The sequence below is a fragment of the Spirosoma aerophilum genome, assembly GCF_054782495.1.
This window is the reverse complement of sequence record NZ_BAAGSJ010000019.1, coordinates 15,471-37,038: the sequence shown is the minus strand read 5'-3', so window position 1 is coordinate 37,038 and position 21,568 is coordinate 15,471. Positions and strand designations below refer to the sequence as shown.

The window sequence follows — 21,568 nt, the reverse complement described above, 5'->3', positions numbered from 1 at the left end:
TACAGAAAACCGGGAAGGTGCCCATTTAATGACAACATTCTGTCTACTCACAGATCGTAAGATGCTGTTGCCTTAAGTAACTTAAATGAATTTTAGGCGAATAAAATTTGCTTTAATGTGGGCTTTGCAAAATTTTAAGTAAATGATAACTTTGTCCTTTAACTTTTTTAATACGCTTTTAATACATACTCAACTATGGAAAAACTAATACGCAGGTGGTTGGTAATGGCCCTGCTGCTCTGTTCGTCGATCGTGATGGCGCAGCAGATCGAGGTAAGTGGTACGGTTACAGCCGATGGGGAGGGCACCGCGCTGCCGGGGGTAAACGTGTCTGTAAAGGGCACTACGGTCGGAACCCTGACTAACGAAAATGGACAATATACCATTCGGGCCACGCCCGGAAATTCAATCCTGGTATTCAGCTACATCGGCTACGAAAGTCAGGAGGTCGCCGTAGGGAGCCGGACCAGCATCAGCATTGCGCTGAAGACAGACAACAAAATGCTCAACGAAGTGGTGGTGACGGCCCTGGGCATCAGCCGTGATAAGAAAGCACTTGGCTACGCGGCACAAAGCGTCAATGCCGAGCAGATTGTGCAGAACCGACAGACCAATCTGGTCAATGCCCTGCAGGGTAAAGTGGCCGGGGTAACTATTTCGAGCACCGGCGGAGCACCGGGGCAGGGGGCGCGGATTCTGATCCGTGGCATCAACTCCATCGACGCCACCCGCGATAACCAGCCGCTGTTCGTTGTCGACGGTGTGCTCTTTGACAACAGTACCTCGACGGGAACGAGTAATTCGGGGGCGGAGCTTCGGGGTTTATCGAACCGGGCCGCAGACATCAACCCCGACGATGTGGAAACCATCAACATCCTGAAAGGAGGAGCGGCAACGGCTTTGTATGGGTTGCGCGGGGCCAATGGCGTGGTCGTTATCACCACCAAATCCGGTAAGGCCGGAGCGTTGCGGGCCAATTACAGCGGGACATATGGGTTCGAGAATGTGAACAAATACCCCGAAGTACAGGACAAATACACCATTGGCTATTCAGGCATCTACAATCCACAGGACTTCTTTCCTTCCTGGGGGCCAACCGTAGCGGAGGCTATCAAAATCGACCCGACGCACCCGCAGAAGCTGTACAACCACTTCCGCGACGCTTTTTACACGGGCAAGCAGTTTCAGAATAACCTGTCTTTCTCGGGGGGTAATGACAAGATCACCTACCTGTCGTCCATTGGGCATGTGACGCAGGATGGCGTTATCCCGTTCACCAATTACAACAAACTGTCGGTTCGTCTGAATACCAATGTGAAATTCAGCGACAAGTTCAGCACCAGCGCCAACCTGAATTTTATCAACTCAGGTGGCGACCGCTACAATGCTGATCGGTATAACGAAAGCCTCAGCTACTGGTCGCCCCGCTACGATGTTCGGGATTACCTCAATGCCGATGGTTCGTACAAGACGTACGGGAATGGCAACCCCATTTACGGAGCCATGACCAACAAACTGCGCGATAATGTGAACCGGTTGGTGGGTGGTCTGAACTTCACCTACAACCCTTTGTCGTGGCTGACGCTGAATTACCGCGCCGGTCTGGACACCTATTCCGAAGACCGAAAACGAACAGCGCCCGGCCCATCGGGCATTGCCAACGAGCGCATTTATGAGGATAATGGTCTCGGGTTCGTATACCAGTATAATACGAACTTCCGCGCCATCACCTCCACGTTTGCGGCTAGTGCCAACACCAAATTTGGTTCGGATATTAACGCGACGCTGCGCGTGGGTCACGACCTATACGACCGCCGGATTCGTGGATTCGGGGCCGAGGGGACGGAACTGACCGTCTATAATTACTTCGATCTGCGGAATGCCAAAACGATCGTTCCTACGCAAAGCGCTGAAGACTACCGACTGATGGGTATTTTCGGCGAATTGACCATGGACTATAAAGATTACCTGTTTCTGACCCTGACGGGCCGGAATGACATAACGTCTTCGCTTATGGCTCCCAATAATTCATTCTTTTACCCCTCGGTGAGCCTTGGGTATCTGTTTTCGCAGCAGTTTCAACTCCCTCAATTCATCAGCCTGGGTAAGCTGCGGGCATCATACGCCAAGATTGGTAAAGATGCCGCGCCGTACTCGACCGTTTCGGGTTATTCATCCTATACGCAACTCCCCTCCGGCACAACAGGCTTTACTCGGGGGGCACTGCTCGGCGACCCAGGCCTTCGCCCGGAGTTTACCGATACCTTTGAAGGCGGTCTGGAAATGAATTTCCTCAACAACCGCTTTGGGCTGGATTTTACGTATTACAACTCCATCAGCAAGGACCAGATCATTCGCGTCGATGTAACCTCGTCGACGGGCTACGTGAATGCGGCCATCAATTCCGGCTCCATGCGCAACCGGGGTATCGAGCTGATACTGCGGGCGAACCCCGTCCGAACGGGGAAATTCAACTGGGATGTAAACCTGAACTTCTCGGCCAACCGCAACAAAATCCTGAGTATTCGCGAGGGATTGACCGAAATTAACTATGCCTCGCAGTTCGGTTATTCCAGTTCGACGGTCACGATGAAACTGGTGCCGGGCTATGCGTACGGAAACCTGTACGGGCGGAGTTACAGGCGGTATTACGCCAACCCAACGGAGGAAACGGTCGAACTCGACCGGAGTCGTCCGGTTGTCATTGGGGCTAATGGTTTTCCGGTTGTCAATACGGCGCAGAAACTGCTGGGTAATTCGCAGCCCAAATGGATTGGCGGCATCACTAACACCCTGCGCTATGGCGATTTCTCGCTTACTGCTCTGTTCGATGCCCGCGTTGGGCAGGATCGTTACAACCAGTTGAGCAACTTCTTCTCGGCCTTTGGCATCGCCAAATACACCGAAGATCGTAACGATACGAAAGTGTTTGAAGGTGTTCTGGCCGATGGTACACCCAATACCAAAGCCGTTTGGCTGGGCCAGGGCAAGGGGCCGGATGGCGTCGATTATGGCAACGGTTTCTATCGAAACGTGCACCGGGGCGTATCAGAAAACTTCATTGAAGATGGCTCCTGGGTACGGCTTCGATCGGTGGGATTGTCGTATACTCTGCCCACCACCTTGCTCAAGAAATCGTTCGTGAAAAGCGCCCGCCTGGGTGTTACGGGCAATAATGTGTGGCTGTGGACCAAGTTCACGGGCTACGATCCCGAAACCAGTTCGACCAACAGCGGCAGTAACGTCGATGGCTTCACCGGCTTCACCTATCCCGCTGTGAGGAGTTTCCTGTTCACGCTCAATGTCGGTTTTTAAGTATCATTTTCTTTTCAAGCTACTATGAAATTCTTCCCGAACTATATGCGTTCGCTGCTGGCTCTGCTCCTGATCTGGGGCCTTGGCGGATGCAAGGATTATTTTGAACTGAATCAGAATCCGACGCTGATCGACAATCCGCCACTGAGTGCGTTTCTCTCGACAACGACCCAGAAAACAGCCCTCAACTCGCAGCGGGTGGGGAATATTACGTCGTACTTTGTGCAGTATCTGGCGAGTCCGGGCGCTGGCGGGTCGACGGATACGTACCAGATCACGGATTATACCAGCGCCTGGGATGCCGTTTATTTCGGCATGGCCGACCTGTACGACATGAAGCGAAAAGCCCAGGAACAGGGGGCATCTGAGTATGTGGGGGTGGCCGATGTCATGCTGTCGTACCACCTCACGCTGATTGCCGATACCTTTGGCAGTGCGCCTTTCTCCGATGCCTTTACCGGAACGACCCTGACGCCGACATACGACACCGCCGAAACCCTGTACACTACGGCCCTGAATCTACTGAATGAGGCCATTACGGAGCTGGCCAAAACCGATTCAAAGGTGAAGCTAAGTGCCGCTAACGACCTGATTCATAAAGGGAGCACGGTCGCCTGGACGAAAACGGCCTACGCCCTCAAGGCCCGCATGCTGAACAAAGTCTCCAAAACAAGCGCCTATAAACCCGCCGATGTTCTGGAGGCAACGTCAAAATCGTACACGTCCAATGCCGATGATGCACAGATGACGTCGTTCCTGCTGCGAAATCCCTGGGCGCAGGTGGCGCGTAACAATGCCGCACTGGTTCTTGATGGCTGGCTGTCGACGCAACTGGTAAACCAACTGAATGGTACGACTTACGGCGTTTTCGATCCGCGCATCGAGAAGATCACCGATAAAACCGTCAATAATGATTACAAAGGCACGGTAAATGGGCAAGGCAATGTAGGCGGCAACAACACCACGAAAGATGAGTCGTACATTTCGCTCAATTCGCCCCTTACCGGCGATGCCTCGCCGTTGCTGATTGTGACGTTTGCAGAGATGAAGTTTGTGGAGGCCGAAGCGGCTCTGGCAACTGGCGACAAGGCCCGCGCCTATACGGCTTATCTCGCCGGTATTCGGGCCAACATGGACAAGCTCGGCGTAGCAGCCGCAGCCCAGGATGCGTACATCACGAATCCAGTGGTCAGCGTGGGAGCTAATGCCCTCACCCGTGATCTCATCTTTAAGGAGAAATACGTGGCGACTTACCTGAATCCCGAAGCCTGGAACGATGCCCGTCGGTACAATTATCAGTACAAAGGATTCAAGTTGCCGGTTAATGCCGCCCTGCCGACATACATCCGCCGGGTAGCCTACCCCAACGGCGAAACGACAAAAAACGGGAAAAACGTACCCGCCGATGTCGCGTTATCGGAACCGTTGTGGTGGGATAAGTAGTCGTTTTCGTACCGAGCGTCGGGCCGACGCTCGGTACGAAAAATAGCACTACAACGACGCTAGTACCCCTTCTTTCAATGAATAAGTAGAGGTCCGTATCTGTGTAATGCCGTGCGTTTTCAGCACAAAGTCGATTAGGCAAACGGCTACCACGATCATGTCGACGCGCAGTTCGATCATGCCGGGGATTTGCATTCGCTGTTCGTGGTTTCGGGTGATCAGCAACTCGTAAGCCCGGTAAAATTCGGCAACGGGCAGCGTAAAAGCGGCTTGTTGCGGGTCGGGCAGGTGGCCCTGTTCGTGCATGCACCACATATCGACGAGGGTGTCGAACGAGCCCGAGGAGCCGACCAGCACTGTTGGCTCGTACTGGTGAATGGCGTTGGCCAGGGGTAATAACTGTTCCTGAAAATAATCGTGAAGCCGCCGGATGCTGCCGGGGTTGATAGGATCGGTAGGCATGAACCGTTCGCGGAGCCGCTGCCCGCCAATCTCGAAGCTCTGTTTCCAGAAGATACGGGACTGGTTGCCCAGGATAAACTCCACGCTGCCCCCGCCAATATCTATTACCAGCGAGGTGGCGTCGTCCAGCGCCCCGGCTGCCCGAACGCCTTTATAGATGTATTCGGCTTCCTGCTCCCCCGAAATCACGCGAATCGGAATGCCCGTTGCGGCCCGAACCCGGTCGATGAAATCCTGCTGATTTCGGGCAACCCGAATAGCGCTGGTACCTGTAGCCATGACCTGATCGGGGGCTACGGCATACTGGTCGAGCACCTGCCGGAAATAGGTCAGTACGCCCAGTGCCCGTTCGATACCTTCCTCCGTCATGATGCCCTGATTAATACCGGCCTGCCCAATTTTAGCGGGCCGACTTTCGCGGAACAGCGTCATATAGCCTGTATCCGTTTTTTCGGCTATTAAAAGGTGAAATGTATTGGTGCCTAAGTCAATAATGGCTTGCTTCATAGATGCAAATCTATTACCTTTGCCGTCCGGTTTTAGCTAAAACAGAAAATTTAGAACATGCTTATCATTAACGTAAAAGACAACGAGTCGATTGACAAGGCCCTGAAACGCTTCAAGAAGAAATTCGAGAAGACGGGTGTGTTGCGGCAGTTGCGGTCGCGGACGGCTTTCCAAAAACCGTCGGTAAAGCGTCGCACAGAAATTATCAAAGCCGCTTACAAAGAGCGGATGTACGGCAACCATACCGAACAATAGAATCGTTCGGTCATCAGCTACGCTGGTGGTGTGAAGTTGGTCGTGGATGAATCGTTGATTGCGCAGTCAACGGTGCCGAATCGCCAGATAAGACACGAATAAGAGCAGCAGACAGTCATGTTTGCTGCTTTTTTTCTGACCGGGATTTTAACAGGCTTTACAGGATCAGACAAGATGGTTCGCACGAAAGAGCGATGAACAGGGTAGTCTGAAACCGGTTGGTGATCCCGCCTGGAGTAGTTTCACCTCAATACCTATTTTGAAATACCTCAGGTTTGCTTGTTATACGATTAAAAAGTGGGGTTAATGGGATAAGATGATTAAATTTGATCGGGTAAGGTCACTGTTTCATGACCAGATAAGTCCCTTTGCACGTATGCCTGGAAATTCTGGCTGACAACAATTTTGTTTAATCCTTCAAATCCTGTGAATCCCGGTCAAGATTTCCTCGCCCACATCCGCTACGAAAAACGGCTGAGCCACCATACCCTGACGGCGTATACGAAAGACCTGGAGCAGTTTACTACCTTTCTCTTGGCCGAATGCAACGTCGACCAGCCCGAGCGGGCTGACTTTCGACACATCCGATCGTGGATTGTGAGCCTGGTGGAGGCTGGGACGGATAAGTCGTCGGTGAACCGGAAAATAGCAACCCTTCGGAATTTTTACGGGTTTCTACTGCGCCGAAAGGTGATCGACTTCGATCCCATGTCGAAGATACAGGCGCTGAAAGCCAGTAAAAAGTTGCCGCAGTATGTTGAAGAGAAACCCATGGAGATGCTGCTCAACGACGTCGAGTTTCCCGATACCTTCGAGGGCGTGCGCGATAAACTGGTGCTCGAACTACTCTACGGAACCGGCATCCGTCTGAGTGAATTGACGGGTTTGAAAGCCACCGATGTTAACCTCTACGAAAAGACGATCATTGTACTGGGGAAACGCAACAAGCACCGTATCGTTCCGCTGAACCAACCCCTGTTCGAGCTTATTCAGCAATACATTCGTTTAAAAGAAACCGAATTTTTGGGGCAGGCCGACTCCGTTTATTTGATCGTCAGTGATAAAGGTATCGCGGCTTATCCAATGCTGATTCAGCGTATTGTAAAACGCAATCTGACGCTGGTAACGACGCTTGAGAAAAAGAGCCCGCACGTTCTGCGTCACTCCTTTGCTACCCACCTCCTCAACCGGGGCGCGGATCTGAATGCGATCAAGGATCTGCTTGGGCATAGCAGTTTAGCTGCTACCCAGATCTATACACATACCAGTCTGGATCAGTTGAAAAAGACGTACGATCAGGCCCATCCAAAGGCGAAAAAGTGAAAAGACTCCTTTCGATGAGGGGCAGATGCCCGGAGCAGGTTATTGATTTTGTTGACCGGGCTTGTTCGTTTGTGAATGACTTTCCTGTTTATTTAAGGCAGAAAAGAGGGCATATTATTTACTAAACATTCAATTAAGTTGACCCGTTTGTTTATTAAGAGGCAGACTATTCAGGAGAGCGTTCGGTTGGTGAATCGAAAGAATTTCTTGAATTAAAGGTCTAATCCCCATCAGGATTATTCCCCGTCTGACTGTAAAAATAATCGCGTCATTTTTGGATCTACAAAGCTGAAATGTGTCCTCTTTTTGTCGCTTAAACTCATTTTGTGCATTTGGTACCATGACTGAACGTGAATCGTCAGAGCAGTTTTTAGCGGGAGGGGGCGAAATGGGGCAGTTAATTCGTACAATGGACTGGGCAAAAACGCCCCTCGGTCCCATTGCGACCTGGCCGCAGAGCTTACGAACGTCCGTTAGTTTATGTCTCTCCTCAACGTTTCCCATACTCATCGCCTGGGGGCCCGAAACGATTCAACTTTATAACGACAGCTATCGACCCATTTGTGGGGCCAAACATCCCGAGTCGATGGGCCAGAATTTCCGTATTTGCTGGGAGACGGCCCTGCCCGTTGTCGGTGACGCGTTTACCCGTGGGCAGCAGGGCGAAGGAACCTATATTAAAGATCAACGCATGTTTCTGGATCGCTACGGCTATCTGGAGGAGGCCTTCATGACGTTCTCTTTTGCGCCCATCCGCGATGAATCGGGTGAGGTTGGAGGTATCTTTCACCCCATTACCGAAACAACCGATAAGATGTTGAGCGCTCGCCGAACGCAGGTTCTTCGGGATGTAGCTGCGCTGGTCGGACAAGCAAAAACGAACGCTGAGATTTATACCCGCCTGGCCAGCGGGCAACCCGATTTTGCACTCGACCTGCCTTTCCTGCTGTTTTATGAACTACAGAACGAGGGCCAACAGGCCCGGTTGATCAGCACGGCCGGGCTGGAGGCTGATAAGCCAGTGCCGAAGTATCTTACAGAACTGAACGTTGCCGAAACCAGTTGGCTCAGCGACTTAGACCAAACGCAGGTTGTGGCTGAATTAGCCCAGCGGGTAGGGTCATTGGTGGGCGGGCCTTATCCTGAACAACCGCATACGGCCGTTCGGTTGCCTATCCTGTTATCGAACCGGGAGCAGCCCATCGGCTTTGTGCTGGCGGGTGTTAGTCCGCGCCGGGCACTGGATCAGGACTATCTTACGTTCTACGCGCTGCTGATCAACACCATCAATACGGCTTTCTCGAACGTACATGCGTATCAGGAAGAGCAGAAAAGGGCCGAAGCGCTGGCGGCTATCGACCAGGCGAAAACGGCCTTTTTTAACAATATCAGTCACGAATTTCGAACCCCGCTGACGCTCATGCTGGGGCCGTTGGAGGAACTCCTCCAGGATAGGAATTTCCAGGCATCGGGGTATAAAGAGCCCGTTGACGCAACCCATCGAAATGCGCTGCGCCTGTTGAAGTTGGTCAACAACCTGCTCGACTTCAGCCGAATTGAAGCGGGCCGGGTAAAAGCCAGTTTCCGGCCAGTCGATCTGGTCAGTCTGACGGTCGATCTGGCCAGTAGTTTCCGGTCGCTGATCGAACGGGCCGGATTACGGTTTTCCGTCGACTGTCAGCCTATACCGTCGACTGTCTATGCCGATGCAGATATGTGGGAAAAGATCGTTCTCAATCTGTTATCGAATGCCTTCAAGTATACACTGCATGGGCGAATCGCTGTCGAGTTAACTACCGAATCCGGTAGTGCCGTGCTGCGGGTGTCAGATACGGGTGTTGGTATTCCTCAGCAAGAACTCCCACACATGTTCGAGCGGTTTCACCGGGTAGCCAACGCGGGTGGTCGTACGTATGAAGGAAGTGGTATTGGCCTTTCGCTGGTTCATGAGCTGGTTCGTCTGCACGGCGGAACCATCACGGTAGCCAGTGCAGAAGGCGAAGGAAGCACTTTCACCGTTCGGTTGCCTCTGGGCAAAAAACACCTGCCCGCAGGTCAGGTAATTGAATGCGAACAACGAAGCCAGATAAGTCAACTGGCCGAGAGTTTTTTGCAGGAAGCCCAGACGATGCTTTCCGAAGAGGCCCCGCCGTTTGCTGTCAATGAAACAGACCCCCAGGGAGACGTTGAGATCAATCAGGTAACGAATATACTGGTGGTTGACGATAATGCGGATATGCGGGCTTACCTGACTCGCCTGTTAACACCCTTCTTCATCGTAAATTCCGCTCTGAACGGGGCCGACGCGCTTCAGCAATTAACCACCAACCAGCCTCATCTGATTCTGAGTGATATCATGATGCCGGTGATGGATGGTAAAGAGCTGTTGCGCCGGGTAAAGCAAAACCCGGTTACAGCCCATATTCCCTTTATTTTTCTGTCGGCCAGAGCGGGTCAGGAGGCCCGGATTGACGGCCTGGAGTCGGGGGCGGATGATTATCTGGTAAAGCCCTTTTCGAGTCAGGAACTGCTGACAAAGGTACGGGCTCAGATAAGTTTGGACCAAACGCGCCGACAGGCCGAAACGCGTTTGCGAAACCTGGTCCAGCAAGCACCGGTAGCCATGCTCCTGATGAAAGGAGACACGCTGGTTGTTGATCTGATCAATCAGGCCATGCTCGACCTGATCAGCCGCGAAAACACGGTGCTGGGAAAACCCCTGCTGGAGGCCTTGCCCGAGCTCCGCGGACAGGACTTTGTTGATCGATGTTTGCAGGTCTACAGAACGGGCGTCGCCGATCAGGGATGGGGAGTGTCCATTCCCATACAACGGGGTGAAGTTGTGGAGACTGGTTATTTCAATATCCTGCTGACGCCCTATTACGAAGGTAACACCCTAAAGGGAGTATTGGAGGTATGCACGGAAGTTACGGAGTTGGTTCGGGCCAATCAGGCATTGACCGCCAGTGAAGATCGGTATCGACAGCTATCAACGGCGCTGGATGAGCAAGTGCAGCAGCGTACCGTCGAATTGCAGGCGTCCATTCAGGATCTACAGCGCTCCAACGATAATCTACAGCAGTTTGCCTATGTTGCTTCGCACGACCTTCAGGAACCACTCCGTAAAATTCAGTCGTTCGGCGATTTGTTAAAAGATCAATATGCCGATCAGCTGGGCGAGGGTACCAACTATTTAATGCGTATGCAAACCGCGGCCAGCCGGATGTCTACGCTGATTCGTGATCTGCTGAGTTTCTCTCGAATTACCACCCGGCAGGAGGCTAAAAACAGAATTTCGCTTGTCGAAACGCTCAACTCGGTAGTCGCTGATCTGGACGTGATGATTCAGGAAACGGGTGGCGTGGTGCATATTCATCCATTACCTACCATTTTGGGCGACTCCTCGCAACTGACACAGTTATTTCAAAATCTGCTGTCAAATGCGCTCAAGTTTTATCGAACGAGTCCATCCGGTAGTCCGGTGCCGCCGGTTGTCGAGGTTACGGCTCAACTGGTAAAGGCCGAAGAGCTGCCTCTTTCGGTTAAACCGGGCCGATCAGCAGCCACTTACCATCGCATCGATGTAACCGACAATGGAATTGGGTTCGATGAGAAATACCTGGATCGTATCTTTCATGTCTTTCAGCGGCTGCATGGCAAAGGTCAGTTTCCGGGTACGGGCATTGGTCTGGCTATTTGCGAAAAGGTAGTTGTCAATCACGGAGGAATCATAACGGCCCATAGCAAGCCCGGAGAGGGATCTACCTTTAGCGTTTACTTCCCTGAAATCGTTTAGTCATGATTGATGCCCTGGTCAGGAATGTTCTGATCACCGTGTACGTCAGGGAACGTCGAGCAGTTCGCTTATGAATGTCAATCAAGAAGGTGTGGTTTATCATTACACCCAATTCAACGAACGACTACTTTTGCGTTATGAATATCGAGTCAATGAGCCAGACGCTGTTTTACCTGATCGAACAGCAACCTAATTCCGAAAAAGCAGTCGATTACCTGCGCCAGCAGGCTGACCTATTTTCGACCAATCCGCAAGTGGCTGTTTTTTACCGCGTATTTACGGCGCTACCCCGGTTTGTTGGTAAACAGCCCGTTGTTGTGCCGGCAGATATGGAATTTGCCTTACAACGGGTGCGTCCCGGCTTTACGGTGCAGAACTGGACCCTCGACCGGCTGGCGCGGGTGTGGTGGCTGCTCCAACTCCCCGCCGACGATCAGACCACCTACGTGAAAACCATCAGTGAACTCTTTAAAGCGGGCGAGCTGAACGAACTGGTTGCGCTCTATTCGGCCTTGCCGGTGCTGGCTTTTCCCGAAGCATGGAAGTTTCAAGCCACCGAAGGTATCCGGAATAACATTGCTGATGTGCAGTCGGCTATTATGCTTCACAATCCATATCCCGCTGATTATTTCGACGAACCCGCCTGGAATCAGCTGATTATGAAAGCTTTTTTTACAGACAAAGACGTCACGCAGGTCATCGGACTAGTTGAACGCAACAACGCCCGACTGGCTCAAACGCTGACAGATTTCGCTGCCGAACGCCGGGCCGCCGGGCGTAGTTTACCTGACCATATGGAGGAGTTGATGTAGTCAATCATCCCAAGACCTATGAGGCTTTTGAAACCTTATAGGTCTATAACAAAATCGGTCTGCCTAATAAAACCGGTACGAGATACCCGCCGATACCATCAGTGAGGGCGCGCTATTCTTCAATAAATCGTAGTTGAAGAAAATGTTCTGGTATTGGGCCTGAATCTCGGCACCCAGACCCTGCTCACGCTTGCCGTAATATTTGACACCAATGGCAGGGGCTATGGCTCCCCTAAAGCCATTTTTCTGATCGGCCAGGGGACCAAAATAATTGGTGTAATCCACATAAGCGCCACCACCCGCCATCTGCACATAGGGGCGCAGAGCAGCTGCGTTATCGGCAAAATAATAGGAGAGCGACGCCATGGCTGGAATAACGGATAGCGTTCGGGTTTGTACGGCCGAAATGGACTGCTCACCATACTGATATACTTGCCGGTCCAGACGCTGTTTGTTATACTGGTAACCCGTTTTCAGACCGATGGCGAATCGTTTGGGAAACAGCCATTCCCCTTCCAGCGCAAAATTGGTTGGCGACACCTTATCGATGTATCCCTGGGTGCCACCCATTGGAAAAGCGACCCCGTAGCGGGCGGCAATGTTGAACGTCACATACTCCTGATAGGGCGACGGGAAGCCGTAATTGCCCGAATTGTCATTTTGGTACTGTGCCCAGGTCGTTGTCGTCAACGCCATCAGGGCAATGAGTGCTATTATCGATTTCATAGTGACTTATTCAGTGGCCTTTAAATAAGGCGATTGGTTAAAAATGGCCGTTATGGCGTTGTCGACCGCTTGCTGATCGGTGACGTCCGTACCTCGGATGGTCGCGTTATAAATAACGTTCAACTGTGGCTGTGCGGTGCCGTTTCCTGTACCTGTTCCGGTAGCGGGCCGGTTCTTCAGGTCGACAATCTGAATTTCCCAGTATTGATCGGTTACCTGATAGGTATAGTAGCTGGGGTAATAAGGTGAATAACCATAGCCGCCAAAACCACCGAAGCCACCCCAGTAATTCGAATAATACGAATAGGGGTTAGAGGCAACCCCTGTATACTGATTGTTGACCCGAATGATGGCCACACCCAAATCAGCACTGTCTCCACGGCTAACCCGCTGAAACCCTCTTGCCGTCAGCCCACTCGCTACGTTGGTCACAAACCGGCTCGAAACCGCCGTTTGGTCCATTGCATACGAATCGTTCGATTCGATAATAACGGAGTCGGGCAGGCTAAAAGTCTTATACTGGCTAAAGTTGACCGAGCGATCGTAGTTCGTTATGTAAACCGGACTATCGGCCGGACTCAGGTCGTTGATAGCGTTTTCGCGGCAGGACATGAGGCCTCCGCCCGCCAGAAACAGTAAGATTGCCCACAGTTTCCACTTTGCTGCTTTACGTTGTTGATGCATATTCATGATTGCATTTGTTGTAAGACTATCTATAAAACGAATAGACTACTGTGAAGTTTGTTTGGATTGAATTAAATGTTGCTAAAAAAACGTGCAGAAGGCGGTTAAATTTTACGGAACTTTGTTGTCCAATTGATGCTTGCTTAATGCCTTTAACGTAGAACAATTATGGATTTTATGGATTCAATTCGTGGCATGTCGTTCTTCGATATGCACGTCCACATGACGTCCCGCACCACAGACGACTATCAGGCAATGGCCGATGCAGGCGTTGTGGCGCTGATCGAACCGGCTTTCTGGTTAGGACAGCCGCGTACGGGTGTCGACTCATTCCGGGATTATTTTGCCAGTTTGGTCGGTTGGGAGCGATTTCGGGCGTCGCAGTTTGGAATTCGTCACTACTGTACCATCGGATTGAATTCCAAAGAGGCAAATCAGGAAGAACTAGCGGAACAGGTTATGGAAATCCTGCCGTTATTCATCTATAAAGAAGGAGTGGTTGGTGTTGGCGAAATCGGCTTTGACGACCAGACGCCCGCCGAGGATAAATATTACCGGGCGCAACTGGAACTGGCCCGTGAAGCTGGACTTCCCGTTCAGATCCACACGCCCCACCGCGACAAAAAACAGGGCACCAGTCGAAGTATGGACATCGCCATTGAGCACGGTATCGACCCCGGCATGGTGATCGTTGACCACAATAATGAGGAGACGGTGCGTGAAGTACTGGATCGGGGTTTCTGGGCCGGTTTTACTATTTATCCGTTTACCAAGATGGGCAACGAACGTATGGTAGAAGTCGTAAAACAGTACGGACCGGAGCGCATCATGATCAACTCGGCCGCCGACTGGGGCATCAGCGATCCGCTGGCTGTACCCAAAACAGCCGCTTTGATGAAGCAGCGCGGCATCTCGGACGAGGCTATCAAACTGGTGACCTTCACCAACGCCGTAACCGCCTTTGCCCAAAGCGGTCAATTGAGTCTGGAAGAACTCACGCAGCCGATGGGTATCGACCAAAGCCAGCGTTATAACGGAAGCTCAGTATTACGGGGCGGACAGGCACCACGAGTAGACAAGGAATCAACGATAATTAAATAAAGAGTGAAAGGGTGAAAGAGCGAAAGAGTGAAAAGCTGACGCAAGCCATTTTCGCTCTTTCGCTCTTTCACTCTCTCGCTCTTTCACTATATGTTAAAAGCACTTCTCTCCCTCACCCGACCGGCTAATCTGGTCACGGCCATTGCCGATGTGCTGGCCGGTATAGCTATTGCCGGATACTTTGGGGTTTATGATCCGGCTCCGGCTCCGGTCGCCTGGCTTTGTCTGGCCACGGTTGGGCTGTATGGCGGGGGCGTTGTCTTTAACGATGTGTTCGATGCCGAACTGGACGCTGTAGAGCGCCCCGAGCGCCCTATTCCCAGCGGTGTGATCCCTAAATCGACGGCTGCGTTGCTGGGGAGTGTGTTGTTCGCTATGGGTATCGCTGCATCATTTGCCGTCAATCCAATGGCGGGCTCTCTGGCTATCGGGATTACCGTAGCATCGCTGGTCTACGACAAGTTTGGAAAACATCATAATTTGCTTGGCCCCGTAAATATGGGTCTTTGCCGGGGACTGAACCTCTTGCTGGGCATCAGCATTGTTCCTGACCAGGTTGGTCCGTGGGCGTGGGTAGGGGCGGTACCCATCGCCTATATTGCTGCTATCACGATGATCAGTCGGGGCGAAGTACATGGCGGTAGCCCGACAACACTCCGGTTTGCCGGTATTCTCTACGCCCTGGTCATTGGCTGCCTGGCGGCTCTGGCACAACGGCAGCAGCAATTGGGGACCGCGCTGCCGTTTCTGCTCCTGTTTGGCTACTATATTTTCCCTCCGCTCTGGCGGGCTGTTAAGGAACCCGTTGGCCGGAATATCGGTCTGGCCGTTCGGGCGGGGGTTCTTTCACTTATTGTTATGAACGCAGCCTGGGTTGCGGCCTTTGCGTCGTTTCCGCTGGCTATGCTGGTCTTTTGCTTACTGCCGCTGTCGAGATTGCTGGCGAAGGTTTTTGCCGTAACGTAGCGTTTTTAAATAAGCATGGGTCAAATGCCATATCTTCAAGATATGGCATTTGACCCATGCTTATTTAAAAACGCTACTACCTATGCGTTGGCAGGAGTGCAGAACTCTTCCAGCGCCATTTCCAGGTGTTGGGCGATCATCTGCGCCGAACGGCCTTCAATGTGGTGCCGCTCGATGAAGTGCACGAGTTCGCCATCTTTGAAAATGCCAATGGCTGGGGACGATGGAGGATAGGGCAACAGATACTCACGCATCTTGGCCGTTGCTTCCAGGTCGCCACCCGCAAACACACTGACCATTTTGTCGGGCTTAACGGGGCTAGCCGCTAAAGCCGCTTTCACACCGGGGCGGGCCGCACCGGCGGCACAACCACAAACCGAATTGACAACGACCAGCATAGTGCCCTGGTTGTTTTCTACAGCGTTCACCACGTCATCGGCAGTGGTTAATTCTTCAAACCCGACGCTGGTCAGGTCTTCCCGCATCGGGGTAAGCAAATGAGGAGGATACATAATAGTTAGTTAGTTAATAAGTTGAGTCGGTAAGTCAGGTGAGTCGGTAAGTCAGTAAGTGCTGTCGCACGTGTATCTCTGATGCGGCAGCACTTACTGACTTACCGACTCACCTGACTTACTGACTAAATTTCACATAAACCCAAGTTCCAGTTTCGCTACTTCCGACATCAGTTCGGTGGAGTAGGGGGGATCGAAGGTCAATTCTACGCTTACGTCGCTGACGCCTTCGATGGCCCGGACCTTCTGTTCGATTTCGGCTGGAATCTCCCCGGCCGACGGGCAGGAGGGTGATGTCAGCGTCATCAGGATATACACGTTATTGACCGGGAAAATCTTGATGTCGTAGATGAGGCCCAGCTCATATACATCCACCGGAATTTCGGGGTCGTAAACACCCTTGAGGGCCAGTACAACCTGTTCTTTTAGTTCTTCTTCTGTCATGACAATGGTTAAACAGTTTTTTCAGTGTATGCCCGGCCGAACGCTTTCATCCGTTCGATCATGGACGCTAGTCCACCGGCGCGCAGGGAAGTAATCAGGTTCCCCATGCCCACGCGGGGGATAAAGTATAAATCAGCGTTGGCGATGTCTTCCGGTTTTTCGCCCGAGAGCACCCGGATCAGTAAGCCGACCAGACCTTTCGAAATCTGGGCCGTTGGTTCGCTGTCGCCGTAAAAATAAAGCCGAGCGCCCGTGCTACTGTCATCTTTCAATTCGGCATCAACCCACACTTTCGACTGGCACCCCATGATCCGGTTGTCGTCGGTCTTCAGCGATTCGGGCATAGGTGGCAGTTTTTTGCCGAGGTCAATAATATATTGCGTCTTGTCGAGCTGGTCGTCGAACAAGTCAAATTCCTCAATTATTTCGTCCTGTTTCTCGTTAATTGTCATACTGCTCAAAGCATCATTTTCTGAACGCGTCGCAGACCGGTTACGAGCCGGTCAATTTCGTCTCTGGTGTTATAAACCGCAAACGATGCCCGCGTAGTTCCGGCAATGCCAAAGCGTTGCATGAGCGGCTGGGTGCAGTGGTGCCCCGTCCGAACGGCAATGCCCTGCTGATCCAGAATAACGCCCGTATCCTGGTGGTGAATGCCATCGAGCACGAAGGAAACGACACCAATCTTGTGCTTTGCCCGGCCAATGATGCGGAGACCGTCCAGCTCGCTCAATTGCTCGGTGGCGTACTGAAGCAGGTCGTTTTCATGAGCCGCAATGTTTTCTTTGCCCAGACCAGCCATGTACTCAAGGGCTGTCTTGACGGCAACTACATCGGCGATATTGGGCGTACCGGCTTCGAACTTATAGGGTATGTCATTATAGGTCGTTTTGGCAAACGTCACTTCTTTGATCATTTCGCCACCACCCCGGTAAGGAGGCATGGCATCGAGCAGTTCTTTTTTACCATATAACACACCCATGCCCGTCGGGCCGTACAACTTGTGCGCCGACAGGACGTAAAAATCCGCGTCGAGCGCCTGTACGTCGAGTTCCAGGTGCGAACTGGCCTGCGCCCCGTCGATCAGGACAACCGCGCCAATGGCGTGGGCTTTGTCGATGATGGTTTTGACGGGGTTGATGGTGCCCAGCGAGTTCGAGACATGGACACACGAAACAATTTTGGTACGCTCCGTCAGCAAATTTTCGTACTCATCGATAAGCAATTCACCGTCGTCGTTGACGGGAATAACTTTCAGGATACAGCCTTTCTCTTCGCACAACATCTGCCAGGGCACAATGTTGGAATGGTGCTCCATGGTCGAGATAATGATCTCGTCACCTTCTTTCAGAAACTGGCGTCCGTAGGTCTGCGCCACCAGGTTGATGCCATCGGTGGTGCCGTAGGTGAAGATGATCTCCTGCCAGTGTTTGGCGTTCAGAAAATCCTGAAACGCACGGCGGGATGCTTCAAAGGCGGCCGTTGCTTTTTCGGCCAAGTGGTGAATACCGCGGTGAATATTGGCATTGTAGCCCTCATAATAGTCTGTCAGGGCATTGATGACCGCCGTAGGTTTCTGGTTCGTAGCGGCATTATCCAAATAAACCAGCGGACGACCGTTCACCTGTTGATCGAGGATGGGGAAATCCCGGCGGATTTGCTGTATATCGAGGGTTGTTTCTATCGCTGATTGCATATCGTGTTCGTATCGAAAAGAGGGCAAATGGTTGAATCATTCACCCCAAGGTCATGGATAAAACGTAAAGTAAGGGTGGTTAGGTTCGTATGCAGGCTACCGTCTTTTCAAAACGATGACCTGATTGCGAAGGGTTTTGTTGACGCGAAAGTTATCGTCAGCCATGAGGACCAGCGTCTGGTGCTGTTCATCGGCCCAGGCCATTGCTTCCAGATTGCAGACATTACCCGGAAACTGGCTATTAAAATTGAACGCCAGCTCTTTCCGCAGGGTATGCGTGGCTTCGTCGGGGGTGGTCAGATACAGGTTGGCCGTCACGCGTTTTTGCTCGTTATCATAACACCGTTCCAGTACAAGGAGCCGCTGGTCATCCACGGCCAGGATTTCCGAAATGCCGCCCGTTCGTTCTTCGCCCTGCGCGAACAGACACCGGTTGATGGGGTATTGATAGCGCTCTACAATTGGGTCAGAAGCCAGTGGATTTGGGTAGCGAAAAAACGTAATGGTGTCCTGCGTCAACCGGGTTTCGCCTTCCCAACCCGCTTCGGGAGCCACCCAAAGCGCACCGGATGGCATGATGGTCAACCCTTCGAGTCCTTTGTTAGGGGCGGGGAGAGGTAGCTTCAGAAGAACCTGTGCGGCACTGTCGCGCAGGACTTTTCCATAATGGACAGAGGTGACATGCTCGTGCTCATCCGTCCAAAAGTAGGTTCCGGTTCGGGCGTCATACCGGGTGTTTTCAAACCAGTAGGGTGTTTTCTGACTCGCTTTCAGGTGAGTATTATCGCCCAGATCGCGAATGGTTTGGACGTTGGTAAAGGTGAAATGCCAGCCCCGGTCGCTCACCAGGTGCCACTCGCCCGTTGATGGAATGATCTCCAGCCCCGATATACCCCGTAAGCTATCCCGAACGAAGGGCATTGTAATCGAATCACCTTTAAAACGGAATTGGACGCTTTGGCCGTAAGCGGTGGAGTAGGTGAGGAGTAAACAGGTAAGCAGGTGGAATAGGCGCATGGAGGAATAAAAAAAGTGTCGGGTTTGAGAACCCGACACCACGAAAACGCGACATAAATTTATCTTACTTTGTCAGTTTCTCCCGAACAACTCCTTCGAGGTATTCGCGGATGGGCTGAATTTTGATCTGGCTCAACACGTCCTGCGAGAAGGCGTAGAGTAATAGCGTCCGGGCTTCATCTTTGGGAATACCCCGCGACCGCATGTAAAACAAGGCTTCGTCGTTCAATTGACCCGTGGTCGTTCCGTGCGAACACTTCACATCATCGGCGTAGATTTCCAGCTGGGGCTTGGTGTTCATAGAAGCACCCGGCGACAGCACGACGTTCTTACACGACTGGTAGGCGTTGGTTTTCTGCGCGTCGGGCCGAACGAAGATCTTGCCGTTGAAAACGCCCGTGCTGTTATCGTCCAGAATGCCTTTGTAGAGTTCGTTGCTGTACGAATTAGGCATGGCATGATCAACGAGCGTGTGGTTATCCACGTGCTGGCGACCGTTGGGCATATACAAACCGTACATGAATGCTTCGGCATGTTGGCCGTTGAGCACGATGTTCAGGTTGTTCCGAACAAAATTTCCATTGAGCGTGATCGACGCGGAATAAAAATGGCTGTTGTCGGCCTGATGAACCTGGGTGGTGCCAATGTGATAGGCTTTCTCCGTTTCGTTCAGCACTTTGTAATACTGCATCCGGGCATCGCGGTCAAGCACGATTTCCGTCACTACGTTTACGAAGCTGGAATTTTCGCCCAGTGTCCGGTACGATTCCGCCATCATCACCTCGGCATTTTTGCCGATAACGATAAGGTTACGGGGCTGCGAAGTGATGTTGTTAACGCGGGCGTCGGTAATGAAGCGCAGAATGATTGGTTGTTCGACAGTTGTATTGTTCGGAACCCGAACCACCACACCATCGCTGGCCATAGCCGTATTCAGGGCCGTAAACGCGCTATCCTGATAATCGGCATAGTGAGCAAAATGCGTCTCCATAAATTCGGAGTCCGCTTTCATCGCTTCGGCTAAACTGACGATCTGTACCTGTTCCGCCGGGCTCACAATCCGCGAAAGCTCGGGATGGTAAATGCCATTGACAAAATACAGGATGTTGCCTTCCAGGTTCGGAATTTCCAGCGGAGCCAGGTCTTCGGCCGTCAGTGAAGAGGTTGTGTCGAGGGCAAAATCTTCTTTAATCAGACTATTGACATTCGAGTACTTCCATTCTTCATGCCGCGTGGTTGGGAAGCCAAGCTGCTCGAACTGTTTCAGGGCAGCCCGGCGAAGCTGATGTACCGGCGATTTCCGCTCGCCGTTCATGCGCTCTTCGTTGTCCCGAAAAGACGCCAGCAACTGCTCCTTAAAATCGTTATATGATGCGTAAGAGGGAGTCATTTGTTTATGTATGATGTATAACGGTGTATGATGTATGATGTATGGTATAGCTTATATCATACATCATATATAATAGATCATACATCAGATGGCTTCAGCTTCGGCTTTGATCCAGTCGTATCCTTTTTCTTCCAGTTCAAGGGCCAGCTCTTTGGGACCCGACTTCACGATACGACCTTTGTACAATACGTGCACGTAATCGGGCACGATATAGTCCAGTAAGCGCTGGTAGTGCGTTACAACGATCGTAGCCCGCTCCGGCGACCGAAGTTTATTGACTCCATCGGCCACAATGCGAAGCGCATCAATGTCCAGACCGGAATCGGTTTCATCCAGGATAGCCAGTTTGGGTTCCAGCATGGCCATCTGAAAAATTTCATTCCGCTTTTTCTCGCCACCCGAAAAGCCTTCGTTCAGCGAGCGGCTCAACAGCGACTGGTCTATATTGACGAGCTTCATTTTTTCCTTCATCAGCTTCAGGAACTGCACCGCATCGAGGGAGTCCTGCCCACGATATTTGCGAATTTCGTTCAGTGCTGTCTTCAGGAAGTTTGTCGTACTCACCCCGGGAATCTCGATTGGATACTGGAAGGCCAGAAAAATGCCTTCAGCCGCCCGTTCTTCGGGGGCCATATCCAACAGGTCTTTTCCATCGAAAACTACGCTGCCACTCGTTACATCATAGTCCTCACGACCTGCTAATACTGATGCCAGCGTGCTTTTGCCCGCACCATTGGGACCCATAATGGCGTGAACCTCACCGGGATTGATTTCCAGGTTAAGGCCTCTTAATATCTCTTTTTCGCCAATTGAGGCATGTAAATTACTGATGGATAACATAATAGGTTCTATCGTGACACCTCTAAATAAAGCCGCAAAGTTAGCACATGAAATGGCTTCTGCGCTGTTAGGTAACAAAATCACTGGTTTAAAAGTTGACTTAACCTTTGCTTATTCGCTGATAATCAAAAAACTCCTGTTCTGCATGCGTCAAAACACGTTTAACCGCTACAGGACAGAAGTCGGCCACAACCTGGTTTGGGATTAGTCATTCCTGTTACCGGAAGGGCCTCACTCTACCCGATCGGATAGTGAACTATGTGGGAAAGAGGTAATGGC

18 protein-coding genes are annotated in these 21,568 nt (G+C 51.7%); 8 read left to right on the top strand and 10 right to left on the bottom strand.

Annotated features, from left to right (window positions below):
* Positions 1-195 precede the first annotated feature (195 nt).
* Entirely contained in the window at positions 196-3,315 is a 3,120-nt protein-coding gene (locus ACYVK4_RS25420; RefSeq protein ID WP_461130385.1) for a SusC/RagA family TonB-linked outer membrane protein, read from the top strand.
* 24 nt (positions 3,316-3,339) lie between these two features.
* Positions 3,340-4,758, top strand: coding sequence for a SusD/RagB family nutrient-binding outer membrane lipoprotein (locus ACYVK4_RS25415; protein WP_461130384.1), 1,419 nt, complete (start codon positions 3,340-3,342; stop codon positions 4,756-4,758).
* A 48-nt stretch (positions 4,759-4,806) separates the two neighbouring features.
* Here ACYVK4_RS25415 and ACYVK4_RS25410 read toward each other — a convergent pair whose 3' ends face one another.
* Positions 4,807-5,727 carry a Ppx/GppA phosphatase family protein gene (locus tag ACYVK4_RS25410; RefSeq protein WP_461130383.1) on the bottom strand — a complete coding sequence of 307 codons (921 nt, stop codon included), beginning with the start codon at positions 5,725-5,727 and terminating at the stop codon, positions 4,807-4,809.
* A gap of 57 nt (positions 5,728-5,784) precedes the next feature.
* Here ACYVK4_RS25410 and rpsU point away from each other — a divergent pair, with 57 nt between their 5' ends.
* The 4 genes from rpsU to ACYVK4_RS25390 all read left to right on the top strand — a co-directional run bounded on the left by rpsU (position 5,785) and on the right by ACYVK4_RS25390 (position 11,913).
* Positions 5,785-5,982, top strand: coding sequence for a 30S ribosomal protein S21 (gene rpsU, locus ACYVK4_RS25405; RefSeq protein WP_012924721.1), 198 nt, complete (start codon positions 5,785-5,787; stop codon positions 5,980-5,982).
* A gap of 426 nt (positions 5,983-6,408) precedes the next feature.
* A complete protein-coding gene (locus ACYVK4_RS25400) occupies positions 6,409-7,305 on the top strand; it encodes a tyrosine-type recombinase/integrase (protein WP_461130382.1) in 897 nt (298 codons plus the stop codon).
* A gap of 340 nt (positions 7,306-7,645) precedes the next feature.
* Complete coding sequence (locus tag ACYVK4_RS25395; RefSeq protein WP_461130381.1) at positions 7,646-11,101, top strand: ATP-binding protein; 3,456 nt, start codon at positions 7,646-7,648, stop codon at positions 11,099-11,101.
* Positions 11,102-11,238: 137 nt separating this feature from the next.
* Positions 11,239-11,913: an EboA domain-containing protein gene (locus tag ACYVK4_RS25390; RefSeq protein WP_461130380.1), complete on the top strand. Its 675-nt coding sequence runs from the start codon at positions 11,239-11,241 to the stop codon at positions 11,911-11,913.
* A 63-nt stretch (positions 11,914-11,976) separates the two neighbouring features.
* On the opposite strand, the gene ACYVK4_RS25385 is transcribed toward ACYVK4_RS25390, so the two are convergent.
* Positions 11,977-12,639, bottom strand: coding sequence for a porin family protein (locus ACYVK4_RS25385; RefSeq protein ID WP_461130379.1), 663 nt, complete (start codon positions 12,637-12,639; stop codon positions 11,977-11,979).
* 6 nt (positions 12,640-12,645) lie between these two features.
* Positions 12,646-13,329 carry a DUF4136 domain-containing protein gene (locus ACYVK4_RS25380; RefSeq protein WP_461130378.1) on the bottom strand — a complete coding sequence of 228 codons (684 nt, stop codon included), beginning with the start codon at positions 13,327-13,329 and terminating at the stop codon, positions 12,646-12,648.
* A 162-nt stretch (positions 13,330-13,491) separates the two neighbouring features.
* On the opposite strand from ACYVK4_RS25380, the gene ACYVK4_RS25375 reads away from it, so the two are divergent.
* Positions 13,492-14,424, top strand: coding sequence for a TatD family hydrolase (locus ACYVK4_RS25375; protein ID WP_012924777.1), 933 nt, complete (start codon positions 13,492-13,494; stop codon positions 14,422-14,424).
* A 90-nt stretch (positions 14,425-14,514) separates the two neighbouring features.
* A complete protein-coding gene (gene eboC, locus ACYVK4_RS25370; RefSeq protein WP_461130377.1) occupies positions 14,515-15,390 on the top strand; it encodes a UbiA-like protein EboC in 876 nt (291 codons plus the stop codon).
* A gap of 80 nt (positions 15,391-15,470) precedes the next feature.
* Here eboC and ACYVK4_RS25365 read toward each other — a convergent pair whose 3' ends face one another.
* From ACYVK4_RS25365 to sufC, 7 genes are all read right to left on the bottom strand, one after another.
* Positions 15,471-15,902: a BrxA/BrxB family bacilliredoxin gene (locus tag ACYVK4_RS25365; RefSeq protein ID WP_461130376.1), complete on the bottom strand. Its 432-nt coding sequence runs from the start codon at positions 15,900-15,902 to the stop codon at positions 15,471-15,473.
* Between the two features lie 132 nt (positions 15,903-16,034).
* Entirely contained in the window at positions 16,035-16,346 is a 312-nt protein-coding gene (locus tag ACYVK4_RS25360; RefSeq protein ID WP_461130375.1) for a DUF59 domain-containing protein, read from the bottom strand.
* Between the two features lie 8 nt (positions 16,347-16,354).
* Positions 16,355-16,798 carry a SufE family protein gene (locus ACYVK4_RS25355; RefSeq protein ID WP_461130374.1) on the bottom strand — a complete coding sequence of 148 codons (444 nt, stop codon included), beginning with the start codon at positions 16,796-16,798 and terminating at the stop codon, positions 16,355-16,357.
* 5 nt (positions 16,799-16,803) lie between these two features.
* A complete protein-coding gene (locus tag ACYVK4_RS25350) occupies positions 16,804-18,042 on the bottom strand; it encodes a SufS family cysteine desulfurase (RefSeq protein ID WP_461130373.1) in 1,239 nt (412 codons plus the stop codon).
* Between the two features lie 96 nt (positions 18,043-18,138).
* Positions 18,139-19,059 carry an esterase-like activity of phytase family protein gene (locus ACYVK4_RS25345; RefSeq protein WP_461130372.1) on the bottom strand — a complete coding sequence of 307 codons (921 nt, stop codon included), beginning with the start codon at positions 19,057-19,059 and terminating at the stop codon, positions 18,139-18,141.
* Positions 19,060-19,123: 64 nt separating this feature from the next.
* The gene (gene sufD / locus ACYVK4_RS25340) at positions 19,124-20,449 is read right to left on the bottom strand and encodes a Fe-S cluster assembly protein SufD (protein ID WP_461130371.1); all 1,326 of its coding nucleotides are present in this window, start codon (positions 20,447-20,449) and stop codon (positions 19,124-19,126) included.
* Positions 20,450-20,533: 84 nt separating this feature from the next.
* Complete coding sequence (gene sufC / locus ACYVK4_RS25335; RefSeq protein WP_461130370.1) at positions 20,534-21,289, bottom strand: Fe-S cluster assembly ATPase SufC; 756 nt, start codon at positions 21,287-21,289, stop codon at positions 20,534-20,536.
* Positions 21,290-21,568 lie beyond the last annotated feature (279 nt).

Bases quoted from the DNA above. Each gene is read 5' to 3' on its own strand.
- ACYVK4_RS25395 (WP_461130381.1), top strand. From the start codon at position 7,646: ATGACTGAACGTGAATCGTCAGAGCAGTTTTTAGCGGGAGGGGGCGAA.
- ACYVK4_RS25390 (WP_461130380.1), top strand. From the start codon at position 11,239: ATGAATATCGAGTCAATGAGCCAGACGCTGTTTTACCTGATCGAACAG.
- ACYVK4_RS25415 (WP_461130384.1), top strand. From the start codon at position 3,340: ATGAAATTCTTCCCGAACTATATGCGTTCGCTGCTGGCTCTGCTCCTG.
- ACYVK4_RS25345 (WP_461130372.1), bottom strand. From the start codon at position 19,059: ATGCGCCTATTCCACCTGCTTACCTGTTTACTCCTCACCTACTCCACC.
- ACYVK4_RS25420 (WP_461130385.1), top strand. From the start codon at position 196: ATGGAAAAACTAATACGCAGGTGGTTGGTAATGGCCCTGCTGCTCTGT.
- ACYVK4_RS25410 (WP_461130383.1), bottom strand. From the start codon at position 5,727: ATGAAGCAAGCCATTATTGACTTAGGCACCAATACATTTCACCTTTTA.
- sufC (WP_461130370.1), bottom strand. From the start codon at position 21,289: ATGTTATCCATCAGTAATTTACATGCCTCAATTGGCGAAAAAGAGATA.
- sufD (WP_461130371.1), bottom strand. From the start codon at position 20,449: ATGACTCCCTCTTACGCATCATATAACGATTTTAAGGAGCAGTTGCTG.
- ACYVK4_RS25380 (WP_461130378.1), bottom strand. From the start codon at position 13,329: ATGAATATGCATCAACAACGTAAAGCAGCAAAGTGGAAACTGTGGGCA.
- ACYVK4_RS25360 (WP_461130375.1), bottom strand. From the start codon at position 16,346: ATGACAGAAGAAGAACTAAAAGAACAGGTTGTACTGGCCCTCAAGGGT.
- ACYVK4_RS25350 (WP_461130373.1), bottom strand. From the start codon at position 18,042: ATGCAATCAGCGATAGAAACAACCCTCGATATACAGCAAATCCGCCGG.
- ACYVK4_RS25355 (WP_461130374.1), bottom strand. From the start codon at position 16,798: ATGACAATTAACGAGAAACAGGACGAAATAATTGAGGAATTTGACTTG.
- ACYVK4_RS25365 (WP_461130376.1), bottom strand. From the start codon at position 15,902: ATGTATCCTCCTCATTTGCTTACCCCGATGCGGGAAGACCTGACCAGC.
- eboC (WP_461130377.1), top strand. From the start codon at position 14,515: ATGTTAAAAGCACTTCTCTCCCTCACCCGACCGGCTAATCTGGTCACG.
- ACYVK4_RS25375 (WP_012924777.1), top strand. From the start codon at position 13,492: ATGGATTTTATGGATTCAATTCGTGGCATGTCGTTCTTCGATATGCAC.
- ACYVK4_RS25385 (WP_461130379.1), bottom strand. From the start codon at position 12,639: ATGAAATCGATAATAGCACTCATTGCCCTGATGGCGTTGACGACAACG.
- rpsU (WP_012924721.1), top strand. From the start codon at position 5,785: ATGCTTATCATTAACGTAAAAGACAACGAGTCGATTGACAAGGCCCTG.